A 14,398-nucleotide genomic window follows, 5' to 3' on the forward strand; every position below is an offset into this window, starting at 1 on the left:
TGCTGCGTCCTCTAAAGACCCAGCATTTTAGCGCGGAATAACGCGCAATCCGACATCTGTAACGTTTCCAGTCGTAACACCCCTGCTTCTTGCCGCGAATAGGCGCGTCCCGCGCGGGTCCGGACGCTTCCTTGACGCTCGCGCGACCGGCTCCTAAACTGGCGCCGCCTCGGTGCTCGCGCGCAGGACGCGCGGTTAAACGGGAAGCAGGATGCGGGCTCCACGAGCGCGCCGACCTGCGCTGCCCCCGCAACGGTAAGCGGCCGCGTCGTGTGACGCAGGCCGGCTCGGGCGCGTTCCGCGTGCAGGTCGCATGCGGGCGCGGGCCACTGCGCGTCATCGCGCGGGAAGGCGAGCCGGACCGCCGCCAGCCCGGATACCGGCCGAGACGGGGAGCCCGCACGGGCTCCATGACGCGCGACCTGCGGGGAAGCGGGGCGCGCAATGCTTCACGGAACGTTTCTTCGATGCCGACCCCAATCGTCCGCCACGCGCCCCCGTCGCGCCCGGCCGGCTCCCGCAAGCGGATGTGCCGCGCGTCGTGCGTGCAGCCGTGCGCGGCATGAGCGCCGCGCGCGCCGCCGCGATCTGGGCCGCGCTGGCCGCCATGGTCGCGCTGCTGTTCGTCGCGTCGCTGTCGATCGGCAGCGTGCCGATGTCGCCGTGGCAGGCACTCGCGTCGCTCGTGCCGCACGGCGGCGACACCCTGTTTGCCGATATCGTCCGGACGCTGCGCCTGCCGCGCGCGCTCGCGGGTTTCGCGTGCGGCGCGCTGCTCGCGCTGGCCGGCGCGCTGTTGCAGGTGCTGCTGCGCAATCCGCTCGCGGAGCCATACGTGCTGGGCGTGTCCGGCGGCGCGGCCGGCTTCGCGCTCGTCGCGATGATCGCGGGCGGCGCATGGTGGCTCGTCGACACGTCGGCGTTCGCCGGTTCGCTCGTCTCGGTCGCGCTCGTGCTCGGTCTCGCGAGGCGCGAGCTGTGGCGCGGCGAATCGCGCGACGCCTCGCCGCGGCTGCTGCTCACGGGCGTCGTGATCGCGGCGGGGTGGGGCGCGCTCGTCACGCTGTTGCTGTCGCTCGCGCCCGACGCGCGGCTGCGCGGCATCATCTTCTGGCTGACGGGCGACCTGAACGGCGCGACGGCGCCGTGGTTCGCGTGGGGCGCGCTGTTGCTGAGCGCATGCGTCGCGCTGCCCGCCGCGCCGCAACTGAACGTGCTGCTGCGCGGCGACGCGACCGCGCTCGCGCTCGGCGTGCCGGTCGCGCGCCTGCGCGTGCGGATCTATCTCGTCGCGTCGCTGGCCGCCGCGGCCGCCGTGACGACGGCCGGCACGATCGGCTTCGTCGGGCTCGTCGTGCCGCATGCGTTGCGGCTCGCGTTCGGCAACGACCAGCGGATGCTGCTGCCGGCCGCGATGCTTGCGGGCGGCGGCGGCGTGATGGCGGCCGACCTGCTGGCGCGCACCGCGATCGCGCCCGCGCAATTGCCGGTGGGCGCGATGACCGCGTTGATCGGCGTGCCGATGTTCCTGTGGATGTTGCTGAGGAGGCCGATGCGATGACGGGCACCGCCGCACCGCATGCCGCTGCCCGCGACATGCGCTACATGGCCGTCGATCTGACGCTGAAGGCCGGCGCGCGCACGCTGCTCGAGCGCTTCACGCAGGCGTTCCGCCCCGGCGAGATCTGGTGCGTCGCCGGACCGAACGGCGCGGGCAAGACGACGCTGCTCGCCACGCTCGCGGGATTGCAGCCGCCGGCCGGCGGACACGTCGAGATCGACGGCCGGCCGTTTGCCGCATGGCGTCCCGAGCAACTCGCGCGGCGCCGCGCGCTGATGCCGCAGCAATTGCACGATGCGTTCAGCGCGACCGTGTTCGACACGGTGCTGCTGAACCGCTTTCCGTATCTCGGCGGCTGGGGCTGGGAGCGCGACGGCGACCGCACGGCCGTGCGCGATGCGCTCGCGACGTTCGGCCTGAGCGCGCTCGCGTCGCGCGACGTGATGTCGCTGTCGGGCGGCGAGCGGCAGCGCGTCGCGCTGGCCGCGACGCTGTGCCAGGATGCGCCGCTGATGCTGCTCGACGAACCGCTCGCGCATCTCGACCTGCATCACCAGATCGACTGCCTGACCGCGCTGGCCGCCTGGCTCGCGGCAGGCCCGCGCACGGTGATGTTTTCGTGTCACGACCTGAACCTCGCGCGGCGTTTCGCGACGCATGCGCTGTTGCTCGACGGCCGCGGCCATGCGTGGGCCGGTCCCGTGCACGACGTGCTGACGCCCGAGCGCGCGAGCGACGCATTCGGCTATCCGCTCGTGCTGATCCGCGAGAACGGCCGCGATGCGCTGCTGCCGGCATGGCCTGCGCGACAATGACCCTTTCCGTTCCGATTTTTCCGATGCGCGGCGCCCGCCGCGCCCACGACACGGCTCCTCGATGACGACTCCGACCCATTTCCCGCCCGTGATCGCGCCGCTCGACGACGCGCTGCGCACGCACCTGCAACATGTGATCGACCACAAGACCAAGCCGCCCGGCAGCCTCGGCCAGCTCGAGGCGCTCGCGCTGCAGATCGGCCTGATCCAGCGCACCGAGCGGCCGGTCGTGCAGCGTCCCGTGACGATCGTGTTCGCGGGCGATCACGGAATCGCGGCCGAAGGCGTCAGTCCTTATCCGCAAGCGGTGACCGCGCAGATGGTCGCGAACTTCCTGGCCGGCGGTGCGGCGATCAACGCGTTCTCGGGCGTCGCGCAGAGCACGCTCGAGATCGTCGATGCGGGCGTCGCGTCGCCGCTGCCGCCGTCGGAGCGGCTGGTGTCGCTGCCGGTCGCGCGCGGTACGCGCAACTTCGCGACGGAACCGGCGATGACGCGCGAAGAAGCGATGACGGCGCTGGCCGCCGGCGCGGCCCGCGTCCGCCTGCACGCGTCGCTGGGCACGAACGTGATCGGCTTCGGCGAGATGGGGATCGCGAACACGTCGTCGGCCGCCTGCCTGATGAGCCGCCTGCTCGACGTGCCGATCGATGCATGCGTCGGCCGCGGCACGGGGCTCGACGATCAGGGCCTCGCGCACAAGCGCGCGGTGCTCGGCCGCGCGCTCGTCAAGCACGCGCATGCGGTCGCGCCGCTCGACGTGCTCGCGACGTTCGGCGGCTTCGAGATCGCGATGATGACGGGCGCGTACCTCGCGGCCGCGAGCGAGCGGATGACGATCCTCGTCGACGGCTTCATCGCGACCGCCGCGCTGCTCGTCGCCGAGCGCATCGCGCCCGGCGTGCGCGACTACTGCGTGTTCTCGCATACGTCGCACGAGGCCGGCCACCGGCGCATGCTCGAGCATTTCGGCGCGAAGCCGCTGCTCGCGCTCGACCTGCGGCTCGGCGAAGGCACGGGCGCCGCGCTCGCGCTGCCGCTCGTGCGCGCGGCGGCCGCGTTCCTCGCCGAGATGGCGAGTTTCGAGTCCGCCGGCGTCGACGATCGTGACGCCTGAGCGCGCACGCGGCATGCGGGCCGAACTGCGCTACTTCTTCGTCGCGCTCGGCTATTTCACGCGCGTGCCCGTGCCGCGCTCGATCGGCTACGCGGCCGGCGACCTCGACCAGGCCGCGCGTTATTTCCCGCTCGTCGGCGCGTGCGTGGGCGCATGGGGCGCGCTGGTCTATCTCGTCGCACTGCGCGCGCTGCCCGCGTCGATCGCGGTCGGGCTGTCGATGGCCGCGACGCTGCTCGCGACCGGCGCATTCCACGAAGACGGCCTTGCCGACAGTTGCGATGCGTTCGGCGGCGGCTACACGCGCGACGACGTGCTGCGCATCATGCACGATTCGCGGATCGGCACGTTCGGCGCGGTCGCGCTCGTGATCGCGCTCGGGCTGAAATGGCAGGCGTTGACGTCGATGCTGCCGTTGCGCGCCGCATGGACGATGATCGCCGCGCATGCGGCGAGCCGCGCGATGGCCGTGAGCCTGCTGATGTCGCTCGACTACGTGCGAGCCGAAGGCAAGGCGAAGCCGGTGGCGCAACGCATGCGCGCCCGCGCGGCATGCATCGCGGCGGCGTTCGGGATGCCGTGGCTGTTCTGGCCGGACTGGCGCATGGGCGTCGCCGCGTGCGTGGTGCTCGTGCTCGTGCGTGCATGGCTCGCGCGCTATTTCGTGAAGCGGATCGGCGGTTATACGGGCGACTGTCTCGGTTTCGCGCAGCAACTGGGCGAGCTGGCGATCTATCTCGTGGTGCTCGGATGGACATCGTCCTGATCCGTCATCCGGCCGTCGGCATCGAGCCGGGCATCTGCTACGGGCGCAGCGACGTGCCGCTCGCCGCATCGGCCGACGGCGGCGCGCAGGCCGTGCGTGCGCATCTGTCGACACTCGGCGCGCCGTTACCCGAACGGGTCTGGACGAGCCCGCTCGCGCGTTGCGCGTCGATTGCCGAACGGCTCGCGCGGGCATTCGACGTGCCGCTGCGGCGCGATGCCGACTGGCAGGAAATGGATTTCGGCGCATGGGAGATGCAGCGCTGGGACGATATCGACCGCGCGGCACTCGATGCGTGGGCGGCCGACCTGATGCATGCCTGCGCGCACGGCGGAGAAAGCGTGGCGCGATTCGTCGAACGGGTCGCGCGGCAGGCCGATACGATTGCGGCGCTCGGCGGCGCGCATTGGGTCGTCACGCATGCGGGCGTGATCCGCGCGTTCGCGTCGCATGTCTTGCGCGTGCCGTTCGACACGCTGCTGTCGCGGCCCGTGCCGACGGGCGGGGCCGTCTGGCTGCGCACGAACGGCGACGCGCGAGCATGGGAAGTCGTGCACTGGGACGCATAGGCGCACGTGCGTCCGCAATGAACGACGCCGCGCACGATCCATTTGCTTCGGGCGCCGCACGCATCCGGCATCGGTGCGCGACGAATGCGCCAGCCGCTGGCAATCAGCGCGCCGGCCGCCGCGCACGAGCGGCATCCAGATCCTCGCACAGCGCGGCTGCGCCCTGCACGATCCGCGGCGACGGCCGCGTCAGCAGATCGCCGTCGATCGCGAACAGGTTGTGGCGCGCCACGGCCGTCAGTGCGGGCCACGCACGCCACCGCGCGAGGCTCGGCAGCGGTTCGGTCGAACGGGTCGCCCCGGCGCTCGTCGTCACGATCGCTTCCGGATTCGCCGCGAGCACGGCCTCGTCGGTGACGGTCGGCACGAGCGGCTTGAGCGATGCGAATACGTTGCGGCCGCCGCATAGTTCGAATACTTCGTCGATCAGGTGCGTGCCGTTGAGCGTCGTCAGCGGACGGTCCCACACCTGGAAGAACAGCGTGACGGGCGGGCGTGCCGAGTAGCGTGCGCGTAGTGCCGCGAGGTCGCGCACAAAGGCCGCAGCGGCGGCATCGGCGGTCGGTTGCGTGCCGAGCAGCGTGCCGAGCCGGCGCAGCGACGACGGCACGTCGTCGAGATGCTTCGGTTCGCTGAAGAACAGCGGGATGTGCAGCGCGCGCAGTGCATCGGTCTGCCGCTCGGCGTTGCCGTGTCGCCAGACGACGATCAGGTCGGGCTTCAACGCGGCGATTCGTTCGAGATCGAGCGCCTTGTTGTCGCCGACCCGCGGCACCGCTTGCGCGGCGGCCGGATAGTCGCTGTACGTGACGGTGCCGACGAGCTTCGCGCCGCCGCCGGCCGCGTAGACGAGCTCGGTCGCGTGCGGCGCGAGGCTGATCACGCGCTGCGCGGGCGCGGGCAGCGTGACCGTATTGCCGGCATCGTCGCGCGTCGCGACATCGGCGTGGACGAGCGGCGCATGAGCGAGCGCCGCCAGCAGTGCGGCCGGTGCGAGCCGGCGGAACGGGCGGAACAGGCGTGGCCTCATGCCGAGGCCTGCTGCAGCAGCGGCACGCAATGCGCGAGCGCGTCGCCGAGGCGCCGCCATTCGGCTTCGCTGCCCGGCAGGCCGACGCGCACGCTCGACGGGCTCGGGAAGTGCCGCGTCCAGATCCCGCGCGCCGCGAGCGCCGCATGCAGCGCCGCGGCCCGCGGATCGTCGGTCCAGCTGAAGAGCGGCGTTGCGCGAACCGCGAAGCCGTGTGCGCGCAGCAGCGCGGCCAGTCGTTCGCCGTCGGCCGCGAGCCGCTCGCGGGCGGCAGCTTGCCATGCGCGATCGGCGAACGCCGCGGCGACCGCGTGGCGTGCGGGGCCGCTGACCGTCCACGCGCCGAGCCTGTCGCGCAACGCGACGACGTGGTCGGGGCATGCGAGCACGAAGCCCGCGCGAATTCCGGCGAGCCCGAAGAACTTGCCGACCGAGCGCAGTACGACGAGGCCCGGACGATCGACCTGTGATGCGAGCGATGGCGTCGCGCCCGTATCGGCGAACGCTTCGTCGACGATCAGCGTTCCGCCGCGTGTCGCCAGTTGCGCATGCCAGCCGAGCAGGCGCGCGGTCGGCACGAACTCGGCGGTCGGATTGTTCGGATTCCCGACGATAACGTGGCGCAGCGTCGCGGGCAGCGTATCGGCGCGGATGTCCAGCGCGACGACACGATGGCCGTGGCGCGCGAACGCGGGCGCATATTCGCCGTACGCGAGCGCCGCGACGCCGGCGTCGCCGGCCGGCAGCAACCCGGGCAACGCGCGGATCGCGGCCTGGCTGCCGGCGACCGGCAGCACGTGCGCGGCATCGGGCGCGTGGTAGTACTGCGCGGCGCAGGCCGCGAGGCCGTCGCCGTCGTCGGGCAGCCGGCGCCACGCGTCGGCCGGGACGGGCGGCACCGGGAAGCCCGCCGGATTGATGCCGGTCGACAGGTCGAGCCACGCGTCGTACGGGATGCCGTGACGGCGGGCGGCTTCGTGCAGGTTGCCGCCGTGCGCGATGGATGAATCAGACATGATGGGTGGCCATGACGAGTGCGCCGCTCGCGACCAGCAGCGCGAGCCACAGGGCGAGCGTGCGCGTGACGAGCGACAGCGCGGCGACGATGTGGACGGCAGTCGCCGTGGCGCCGGTGCCGAGCATCGGGCGATTCTCGAGCTCGCCGTGATAGACGGCCGGGCCGCCGAGCTGCACGTTCAGGCTGCCGGCGCCCGCGGCCATGACGGGGCCTGCGTTCGGGCTGTCCCAGTGGCGCGCCTGCGTGCGCCAGCAGCGCCACGCGGCGGCGGTGTCGCCGAGCAACGCGTAGCTCGCGGCGGTGAGGCGTGCGGGCATCCAGTTCAGCGCGTCGTCGATGCGTGCGGCGGCCCAGCCGAAGGTCAGGAAGCGCGGCGTGCGATAGCCCCACATCGCGTCGAGCGTGTTCGCGAGCCGGAACAGCAACGCGCCGGGACCGCCCGCGACGACGAACCAGAAGAGCGCGCCGAAGATCGCGTCGTTGCCGTTCTCGAGCGCCGATTCGACGGCCGCGCGCGACAGCGCACCTTCGTCCGCGCTGCCGGTGTCGCGCGACACGATGCGTGCGGTCAGCGTGCGCGCCGCGTCGAGATCGCGCCGCAGCAGCGCGGCGGCGATCGGCGCGACGTGGTCGGCGAGACTCTTCGCGCCGAGCGCGAACCATAGCAGCGCGACGTGCAGCGCAGCCGCGAACGGCCACGGCAGCAAGCAGACGAGCCATGCCGCGACGGCCACCGGCGGCACGACCGCCGCGAGCCATGCGGCGACGCCGACGAGGCGGCCGCGCCGGCCCGTGTTCAGCGCGGCTTCGATGCGCGCGGCGACGCGGCCGAACGCGACGAGCGGATGCCAGCCGGCCGGCTCGCCGATTGCGCGGTCGACGATCGCGGCCGCGACCGCGAGCATCGCGACGACGGGCAGCGACAACATCAGCATGGCTGCGCGCCCGTCTTGAGGTCGAGCGGCAGCCCCGCAACCAGCAGCGTGACGCGCGTCGCGAGCGCGGCGACGCGCTGGTTCAGGCGCCCGAGCTCGTCGACGTAGCGGCGCGTGACCGACCCGAGCGGCACGACGCCGAGCCCGATCTCGTTGCTGACGACGATCACCTTCGCGCGTGCGCCGCGCAACGCGTGCTCGAGCCGTTCGACGTGCGCCGCGTACTGCGCGTCGTCGAGCGGTTCGCCTTCGGCGGGGCACAGCAGGTTCGTGAGCCACAGCGTCAGGCAGTCGACGAGCAGGCACGCGTGCGGATCGTCGAGCCGCGCGAGCGTGCCGGCGAGATCGACGGGTGCGTCGGCGAACCCCCAGGCGGCCGGCCGGCGTGCGCGATGATGCGCGATGCGCTGCGCGAATTCGGCATCGGCGGCGGTCGCGGTCGCGATGTAGGTGACGGGGCGGCCGCTGTCGGCGGCGAGCCGCTCGGCATGCGCGCTCTTGCCCGAGCGCGCGCCGCCGAGGACGAAGGTGAGGTCGTGCGGAATCATCGCGTGATTGTAACGGCGCGCGCGACCCGCCGCGGGCGATAATGCCGCCTTTGCTTCGCGACGACCTTTGACACGATGAATGCACCCGAGCCGCGGCCGCGCGGCACGCTGATGATCCAGGGCACCACGTCCGACGCGGGCAAGAGCACGCTCGTCGCGGGCCTGTGCCGCCTCGCGCGCCGCGGCGGCGCACGCGTGGCGCCGTTCAAGCCGCAGAACATGGCGCTCAACAGCGCGGTGACGGTCGACGGCGGCGAGATCGGCCGCGCGCAGGCGTTGCAGGCGCTGGCCGCCGGCGTCGCGCCGCATACGGATTTCAATCCGGTGCTGCTGAAGCCGACGAGCGACCGCGGCGCGCAGGTGATCGTTCACGGCAAGGCGCGCATGAACCTCGACGCGCGGGCGTATCACGACTACAAGCCGGTCGCGTTCGATGCGGTACTCGAATCGTATGCGCGCCTGCGGGCGGGGTACGACACGGTGATCGTCGAAGGCGCCGGCAGTCCGGCCGAGATCAACCTGCGCGACGGCGACATCGCGAACATGGGGTTTGCCGAGCGCGTCGACTGCCCGGTCGTGCTCGTGGCCGACATCGATCGCGGCGGCGTGTTCGCGCATCTGGTCGGCACGCTCGCCTGCCTGTCGGACAGCGAGCGCGCGCGCGTGCGCGGCTTCGTGATCAACCGCTTCCGCGGCGACCTCGCGCTGCTCGAACCCGGGCTCGACTGGCTGCGCGCCCGGACGGGCAAGCCGGTGTTCGGCGTGCTGCCGTACCTGCACGGGCTGCTGCTCGACGCGGAGGATATGCTGCCCGCGCAGGCGCGCAGCGCCGCCGCACGCGGCGATGCCGGCGTGTTGCGCGTCGTCGTGCCCGCGCTGCCGCGCATCAGCAACCACACCGATTTCGACCCGCTGCACGCGCATCCGCAGGTCGAGTTCACGTACTGGAAGAGCGGCCCCGTGCCCGACGCCGACCTGCTGATCCTGCCGGGTTCGAAGAGCGTGCAGCGCGACCTCGCGTGGCTGCGCGACGCGGGCTGGGAAGCGCTGATCCGGCGTCATCTGCGCTACGGCGGCAAGGTGATCGGCATCTGCGGCGGCATGCAGATGCTCGGCCGCACGCTCGACGATCCGCTCGGCCTGGAGGGCGCGCCCGGCAGCGTGCCGGGGTTCGGGCTGCTCGATTTCGACACGACGCTGCAACCCGACAAGACGCTGAAGAACGTGACCGGGCAACTCGCGCTGCCGGGCGAGGCGGCCGTGCGCGGTTACGAAATCCACATGGGCGACACGCGCGGGCCGGCGCTCGCGACGCCCGCGCTGACGCTGGCCGCCGATGCCGCGCAGGATGGCGTGCGTCCCGACGGCGCGATGTCGGCCGACGGCCAGATCCTCGCGACCTATGTGCACGGGCTGTTCGACGCGCCCGACGCCTGCACGGCGCTGCTCGCTTGGGCGGGGCTCGACGGGGCGGCGCGCATCGACTACCCGGCGCTGCGCGAGGCTTCCCTCGAGCGGCTGGCCGACACGTTCGCCGCGCATCTCGACCTCGACGCGCTGTACGCCGAGTTTCGGTGACGGCGAGCCGGTCCGCCCTCGCTTTTTCCGTCCGATCGCGTACAACGGAGGAGGGCGGAGGTCCGCCCGAAGGAGGGCGACGATGAAGGTTCGGTGGTGGTGGAGCGTGCTGCTTGCGGCGCTGCTGGGCGCGTCGTCGGCGGCGCATGCGTGCGATTCGTATGCGCCGCGCGGCGGCCAGTCCGGCGGCGATGCAACGCAAGGCAAGAGCGGTTACTGAGCAGGACGGAGGGCATGATCGGTCATGCCCTTTTTTTTCGCTTCGATTCGTTCCGAAATGGAATCAATTTAAGCGACATGGCGTGTTTATCGGTCGAATCGATTCGAATAGAGTGCGATCCATTCCCATCCACTCCCGAAGGAAGCCGTCATGAACGCCAACCGCCTGAACGATTTCGCCGCGACGCTGCTGCGCGTCGCCCTCGGCGTGCTGTACCTCGCGCACGTCGCGCAGAAAGTATTCGTCTTCACGCTGCCCGGCACCGCGCAGTTCTTCGCGTCGATCGGCCTGCCGGGCTGGCTCGCGTACCTGACCACGTTCGTCGAACTGGCGGGCGGGCTGGCGCTGCTCGCGGGGTTCCGCGTGCGCATCGCCGCGCTGGTGCTGCTGCCGTTCATGCTCGGCGCGCTCGCAGCGCATCTGCCGAACGGCTGGAGCTTCTCGTCGCCGCACGGCGGCTGGGAATATCCGGCGTTCTGGGCCGTCACGCTGGCCGTGCAGGCCCTGCTGGGCGGCGGCGCGTTCGCGATCGGCGCGGCGGAGGCCGCGGACCGGCCCGCGTAATGTGAACGAACGCGCACGAAAGCGGTTCGCGGTTCGCTGCGACCGGTTCCGGTGACACCCCGTTTGCCGATATCATCGCTCCCTGTATCCGCAATCGAGCGGCGCCTGCCATGCGGCCGGCGCCGCGCGGCTTTTTCGGGGGAATTCATGACGGTCATCGTGGTGGCGAATCCGAAGGGCGGCGTGGGGAAGAGCACGCTGTCCACCAATCTAGCCGGCTATTTCGCGGCGCAGGGCGCGTGGGTCGCGCTGGCCGACCTGGACCGGCAGCAGTCCGCGCATGCGTGGCTCGACCTGCGGCCGGCCGGCTTGCCGACGATCGAGGCGTGGGATCTCGATCCGGACGCGCCGTCGAAGCCGCCGCGCGGCCTCGAATATGCGGTGATCGATACGCCGGCCGGCCTGCACGGCACGCGGCTCAACGTCGCGCTGCAACTGGCCGACAAGGTGATCGTGCCGCTGCAGCCGTCGATGTTCGATATTCTCGCGACCCAGCAGTTTCTGGAGCGCCTCGCGGGCGAGAAGGCCGTGCGCAAGGGCGGCGTCGAGGTCGGGATCGTCGGGATGCGGGTCGACGCCCGCACGCGCTCGTCCGATCAACTGCACCGGTTCGTCGAAGGGCTCGGTCTGCCGGTGCTCGGCTACGTGCGCGACACGCAGAACTACGTGCAGATCGCCGCGCACGGCCTGACGCTGTGGGATGTCGCGAAAAGCCGCGTCGAGAAGGATCTCGAACAGTGGCGGCCGATCGTCGAATGGGCCGAGCGCCGCATGCCGAAGGCCGAGAAGGCCGCGAAAGCGTCCTGACCCGCTCGCGCGCGGGCCGCGCCGCAGACGGCGAGCGCGCGGCGGATTCCGTCAAACGGACAAAGGGCCTGATCCGGCATCGCGCCGAATCAGGCCCTCCGTACGTATGTGGCGGCTCGGTGTTGGCCGCCGGGCGCCCGCCGCATCGCGGCGACACCCGGCGTGTCACGACACGCCGGCGGCCGCGCGGATCAGCTCCAGCTCTGCGTCGGCACGTGGTCCCGATGGCCCTTGATCCGGTTGCCGTCGTCGATGAACACGAGCTTCGGCTTCCAGCCGGCCTGCAGTTCGGCTTCGTCGACCATCGCGAACGCCGCGATGATCACGAGGTCGCCGAGCTGCGCGCGGCGCGCGGCCGAGCCGTTCAGCGAGATCATCCCGCTGCCGCGCTCGCCCTTGATCGCGTACGTCGAGAAGCGTTCGCCGTTGTTGATGTTCCAGATGTCGATCCGTTCGTTTTCGATCAGGCCCGCCGCTTCGAGCAGGTCTTCGTCGATCGCGCACGAACCTTCGTAATGCAGTTCGCAGTGCGTGACCGCCGCACGGTGGATCTTCGATTTGAGCATGTGGCGCTGCATGGTGTCTCCGGTGAGGCGTCGTGAGAGGCGCGGGCGGGCAGCCCGTCAGATTTCCAGGTTGTCGATGAGGCGCGTCGCGCCGAGCTTCGCGGCCGCGAGCACGACGAGCGGCTCGCCGGCTTCGAGTTCGGCGGCGCTCGGTGCGATCAGGTTCGCGCGGCGGCGGATCGCGATGTAGTCGGGCAGCCAGCCGCGTTCGGCCAGGTGCGTGTGCGCGTGCCGCTCGAGCTTGCCGAGATCGCGTTCGCCGCCGAGCACGCTGTCGCGCACGCGCTGCAGCGTTTTCGCCAGTTCGGGCGCTTCCTTGCGCTCGTCGGTCGTCAGGTAGCGGTTGCGCGACGACAGCGCAAGGCCGTCGTCGTCGCGCACGGTTTCGGCCGCGACGATGTCGACCGGCAGCGCGAGCTGCTGGCACATTCGGCGCACGATCATCAACTGCTGGTAGTCCTTCTTGCCGAACACGGCGACGCGCGGCTGCACGCAGGACATCAGCTTCGTGACCACCGTGCACACGCCGGCGAAGAAGCCCGGACGGAATTCGCCTTCGAGAATCCCGCCGAGATCGTCCGGCGGCAACACGCGGTATTCCTGCGGCTCCGGGTACATGTCGCGCTCGGTCGGCGCGAACAGCACGTACACGTTTTCCTGCTGCAGCTTCTCGATATCGTCCTGGAGCGTGCGCGGATACTTGTCGAAATCCTCGTTCGGGCCGAATTGCAGCCGGTTGACGAAGATGCTCGCCACGACCGGGTCGCCGTGCTGGCGCGCGAGACGCATCAGCGACAGGTGCCCTTCGTGCAGGTTGCCCATCGTCGGCACGAACGCCGTGCGGTTCTGTCCGCGCAGCTGGTCGCGCAGTTCCTGGATCGAGCTGATGACTTTCATGATCGGGTAACGGGTTCCTCGCGCAGGCGCGCGTTGACGCCGCGGCAGCGGCGTCGGGGTCGAAGCGGAGAACGCCGGCGCGCGGGCGGCGCATCGGGCGTCGGCGGATTGTAGAGGATTTGGCCGCCGCACGCACCGATAAAAGAACGATCGTTCACTTTTTATCGGGGTGTGCCGAACACCCGCCGGACGGTCGTCCGCCGCGGCGCAGCGGCGAGCGTCGGAACGAACCGGGAACGGGAAGCGGCGGGGGGGCGGCCCTTACGCAGGCAGGTACGCGAGGCGCACGTAGATCGGCGCGAACGGCTCGGCCTGCGTGATCTCGAGCAGCGATTCGCGCGCGAGTTCGAGCATCGCGATGAAGTTCACGACGACGACCGGCACGCCGCGCGACGTGTCGAACAGGTCGGCAAACTCCATGAAGCGCGCGTTCTGCAGCCGGCGCAGGATCAGGCTCATGTGTTCGCGCACCGACAACTCCTCGCGGGAGATCTTGTGATGCTGGACGAGCTTCGCGCGCTTGAGCACGTCCGCCCACGCGGCGCGCAGATCGTCCGAATTCACGTCGGGAAAGCGCGGCGTGACGCTTTGCTCGATATATACCTCGGCGCGCAGGAAATCGCGGCCGAGTTGCGGCAACTGGTCGAGCCGCTGCGCGGCGAGCTTCATCTGCTCGTACTCGAGCAGCCGGCGCACGAGTTCGGCGCGCGGATCCTCGGCTTCCTCGCCGGTGTCGGCCTTCTTGACCGGCAGCAGCATCCGCGACTTGATTTCGATCAGCATCGCGGCCATCAGCAGGTATTCGGCCGCCAGCTCGAGATTCGACGTGCGGATCTGGTCGACGTAGCCCAGATACTGCGCGGTGACCTGCGCCATCGGGATGTCGAGCACGTTGAAGTTCTGCTTGCGGATCAGGTACAGCAGCAGGTCGAGCGGGCCTTCGAACGTCTCGAGGAACACTTCGAGCGCGTCGGGCGGGATGTAGAGATCCTGCGGCAGCTTGAAGAGCGGCTCGCCGTACAGGCGAGCGAAGGCCGCGACACCGTCGACCGTGTCGGGCGTCGAATCGGCGCCCGCGGGCGCGGCGATCGCGTCGTCCTGCCGGGCGGCGCTGGCCTCGTCGGCGGCGCTCACGTCGTCAGAAGTTCTGGTAGTAGACGTACGGCGTTTGCTTCACGCGCGATTCCTGCTGCTCGGCGCGCTCGTCGAGATCGATCGGCTGCTTGTCCCACAACAGGGAACGGCCCTTGCGTTGGTCTTCCTCGAGCGTCGGCTTCTGCTGTTTGAGCTGGTTCAGGAACTGCGTGACGTCGGACTGGTACGGCATGGCTGGATCTTCCGTTTCGGGCGGCGCACGATGCGCCGGATTCGCGATGGCGGGATTTTACCGCATCGCGGGGAACAGCC

The 14,398-nt window shown here is 70.7% G+C and carries 17 protein-coding genes and 1 riboswitch; of the genes, 9 read left to right on the top strand and 8 right to left on the bottom strand.

What is annotated here, in order from left to right:
* The first annotated feature begins 153 nt into the window (after positions 1 to 153).
* Positions 154 to 402: riboswitch (cobalamin riboswitch) on the top strand.
* 160 nt (positions 403 to 562) lie between these two features.
* The 5 genes from WS89_RS30675 (at position 563) to cobC (ending at position 4,828) form a co-directional block, all read left to right on the top strand.
* Positions 563 to 1,561, top strand: coding sequence for a FecCD family ABC transporter permease (locus WS89_RS30675; protein WP_059795985.1), 999 nt, complete (start codon positions 563 to 565; stop codon positions 1,559 to 1,561).
* Positions 1,558 to 2,376: an ABC transporter ATP-binding protein gene (locus tag WS89_RS30680; RefSeq protein ID WP_059795789.1), complete on the top strand. Its 819-nt coding sequence runs from the start codon at positions 1,558 to 1,560 to the stop codon at positions 2,374 to 2,376. The genes WS89_RS30675 and WS89_RS30680 overlap by 4 nt, the downstream gene beginning before the upstream one ends.
* A 61-nt stretch (positions 2,377 to 2,437) precedes the next feature.
* Entirely contained in the window at positions 2,438 to 3,493 is a 1,056-nt protein-coding gene (gene cobT / locus WS89_RS30685; protein WP_059795790.1) for a nicotinate-nucleotide--dimethylbenzimidazole phosphoribosyltransferase, read from the top strand.
* Between the two features lie 13 nt (positions 3,494 to 3,506).
* On the top strand, positions 3,507 to 4,259 hold the full coding sequence (locus WS89_RS30690) for an adenosylcobinamide-GDP ribazoletransferase (protein ID WP_059795792.1): 753 nt from the start codon (positions 3,507 to 3,509) through the stop codon (positions 4,257 to 4,259).
* Complete coding sequence (cobC, locus tag WS89_RS30695; RefSeq protein WP_059795794.1) at positions 4,244 to 4,828, top strand: alpha-ribazole phosphatase; 585 nt, start codon at positions 4,244 to 4,246, stop codon at positions 4,826 to 4,828. Before WS89_RS30690 ends, cobC begins: the two co-directional genes overlap by 16 nt.
* A 103-nt stretch (positions 4,829 to 4,931) precedes the next feature.
* On the opposite strand, the gene WS89_RS30700 is transcribed toward cobC, so the two are convergent.
* From WS89_RS30700 to cobU, 4 genes are read right to left on the bottom strand one after another with little or no spacing between them, the layout of a single operon-like run.
* The gene (locus WS89_RS30700; RefSeq protein ID WP_059795795.1) at positions 4,932 to 5,858 is read right to left on the bottom strand and encodes a cobalamin-binding protein; all 927 of its coding nucleotides are present in this window, start codon (positions 5,856 to 5,858) and stop codon (positions 4,932 to 4,934) included.
* Positions 5,855 to 6,874: a threonine-phosphate decarboxylase CobD gene (gene cobD, locus WS89_RS30705; protein ID WP_059795797.1), complete on the bottom strand. Its 1,020-nt coding sequence runs from the start codon at positions 6,872 to 6,874 to the stop codon at positions 5,855 to 5,857. The genes WS89_RS30700 and cobD overlap by 4 nt, the downstream gene beginning before the upstream one ends.
* Positions 6,867 to 7,811, bottom strand: coding sequence for an adenosylcobinamide-phosphate synthase CbiB (gene cbiB, locus WS89_RS30710; protein WP_059795798.1), 945 nt, complete (start codon positions 7,809 to 7,811; stop codon positions 6,867 to 6,869). Before cbiB ends, cobD begins: the two co-directional genes overlap by 8 nt.
* Positions 7,805 to 8,359: a bifunctional adenosylcobinamide kinase/adenosylcobinamide-phosphate guanylyltransferase gene (gene cobU, locus WS89_RS30715; protein ID WP_059504806.1), complete on the bottom strand. Its 555-nt coding sequence runs from the start codon at positions 8,357 to 8,359 to the stop codon at positions 7,805 to 7,807. The genes cbiB and cobU overlap by 7 nt, the downstream gene beginning before the upstream one ends.
* 75 nt (positions 8,360 to 8,434) lie before the next feature.
* On the opposite strand from cobU, the gene WS89_RS30720 reads away from it, so the two are divergent.
* The 4 genes from WS89_RS30720 to WS89_RS30730 all read left to right on the top strand — a co-directional run bounded on the left by WS89_RS30720 (position 8,435) and on the right by WS89_RS30730 (position 11,528).
* Positions 8,435 to 9,937, top strand: a complete 1,503-nt coding sequence (locus tag WS89_RS30720; protein ID WP_059795800.1) for a cobyric acid synthase — start codon at positions 8,435 to 8,437, stop codon at positions 9,935 to 9,937.
* Between the two features lie 82 nt (positions 9,938 to 10,019).
* Entirely contained in the window at positions 10,020 to 10,157 is a 138-nt protein-coding gene (locus tag WS89_RS34375) for a hypothetical protein (RefSeq protein WP_179949705.1), read from the top strand.
* Positions 10,158 to 10,307: 150 nt separating this feature from the next.
* On the top strand, positions 10,308 to 10,721 hold the full coding sequence (locus WS89_RS30725; RefSeq protein ID WP_059504810.1) for a DoxX family protein: 414 nt from the start codon (positions 10,308 to 10,310) through the stop codon (positions 10,719 to 10,721).
* Between the two features lie 147 nt (positions 10,722 to 10,868).
* Positions 10,869 to 11,528 (top strand): ParA family protein, encoded by a 660-nt coding sequence (locus WS89_RS30730; RefSeq protein ID WP_059504812.1) that lies wholly within the window; start codon positions 10,869 to 10,871, stop codon positions 11,526 to 11,528.
* Between the two features lie 191 nt (positions 11,529 to 11,719).
* Here WS89_RS30730 and panD read toward each other — a convergent pair whose 3' ends face one another.
* The 4 genes from panD to WS89_RS30750 form a co-directional block, all read right to left on the bottom strand.
* On the bottom strand, positions 11,720 to 12,106 hold the full coding sequence (gene panD, locus WS89_RS30735; RefSeq protein WP_059504814.1) for an aspartate 1-decarboxylase: 387 nt from the start codon (positions 12,104 to 12,106) through the stop codon (positions 11,720 to 11,722).
* A gap of 45 nt (positions 12,107 to 12,151) precedes the next feature.
* Complete coding sequence (gene panC, locus WS89_RS30740; RefSeq protein WP_059795801.1) at positions 12,152 to 12,991, bottom strand: pantoate--beta-alanine ligase; 840 nt, start codon at positions 12,989 to 12,991, stop codon at positions 12,152 to 12,154.
* A 261-nt stretch (positions 12,992 to 13,252) separates the two neighbouring features.
* Entirely contained in the window at positions 13,253 to 14,125 is an 873-nt protein-coding gene (locus WS89_RS30745) for a segregation and condensation protein A (protein ID WP_012329011.1), read from the bottom strand.
* Between the two features lie 4 nt (positions 14,126 to 14,129).
* Entirely contained in the window at positions 14,130 to 14,318 is a 189-nt protein-coding gene (locus tag WS89_RS30750) for a DUF3460 family protein (protein ID WP_059795803.1), read from the bottom strand.
* Between the last annotated feature and the right edge of the window lie 80 nt (positions 14,319 to 14,398).

It is taken from the genome of Burkholderia sp. MSMB1072, assembly GCF_001524725.1.
Lineage (GTDB): Bacteria > Pseudomonadota > Gammaproteobacteria > Burkholderiales > Burkholderiaceae > Burkholderia.

Bases quoted from the DNA above. Each gene is read 5' to 3' on its own strand.
- WS89_RS30730 (WP_059504812.1), top strand. From the start codon at position 10,869: ATGACGGTCATCGTGGTGGCGAATCCGAAGGGCGGCGTGGGGAAGAGC.
- WS89_RS30675 (WP_059795985.1), top strand. From the start codon at position 563: ATGAGCGCCGCGCGCGCCGCCGCGATCTGGGCCGCGCTGGCCGCCATG.
- WS89_RS30690 (WP_059795792.1), top strand. From the start codon at position 3,507: ATGCGGGCCGAACTGCGCTACTTCTTCGTCGCGCTCGGCTATTTCACG.
- cobU (WP_059504806.1), bottom strand. From the start codon at position 8,359: ATGATTCCGCACGACCTCACCTTCGTCCTCGGCGGCGCGCGCTCGGGC.
- WS89_RS30750 (WP_059795803.1), bottom strand. From the start codon at position 14,318: ATGCCGTACCAGTCCGACGTCACGCAGTTCCTGAACCAGCTCAAACAG.
- WS89_RS34375 (WP_179949705.1), top strand. From the start codon at position 10,020: ATGAAGGTTCGGTGGTGGTGGAGCGTGCTGCTTGCGGCGCTGCTGGGC.
- WS89_RS30720 (WP_059795800.1), top strand. From the start codon at position 8,435: ATGAATGCACCCGAGCCGCGGCCGCGCGGCACGCTGATGATCCAGGGC.
- cobC (WP_059795794.1), top strand. From the start codon at position 4,244: ATGGACATCGTCCTGATCCGTCATCCGGCCGTCGGCATCGAGCCGGGC.
- cobD (WP_059795797.1), bottom strand. From the start codon at position 6,874: ATGTCTGATTCATCCATCGCGCACGGCGGCAACCTGCACGAAGCCGCC.
- cbiB (WP_059795798.1), bottom strand. From the start codon at position 7,811: ATGCTGATGTTGTCGCTGCCCGTCGTCGCGATGCTCGCGGTCGCGGCC.
- WS89_RS30700 (WP_059795795.1), bottom strand. From the start codon at position 5,858: ATGAGGCCACGCCTGTTCCGCCCGTTCCGCCGGCTCGCACCGGCCGCA.
- WS89_RS30725 (WP_059504810.1), top strand. From the start codon at position 10,308: ATGAACGCCAACCGCCTGAACGATTTCGCCGCGACGCTGCTGCGCGTC.
- panC (WP_059795801.1), bottom strand. From the start codon at position 12,991: ATGAAAGTCATCAGCTCGATCCAGGAACTGCGCGACCAGCTGCGCGGA.
- panD (WP_059504814.1), bottom strand. From the start codon at position 12,106: ATGCAGCGCCACATGCTCAAATCGAAGATCCACCGTGCGGCGGTCACG.
- WS89_RS30680 (WP_059795789.1), top strand. From the start codon at position 1,558: ATGACGGGCACCGCCGCACCGCATGCCGCTGCCCGCGACATGCGCTAC.
- cobT (WP_059795790.1), top strand. From the start codon at position 2,438: ATGACGACTCCGACCCATTTCCCGCCCGTGATCGCGCCGCTCGACGAC.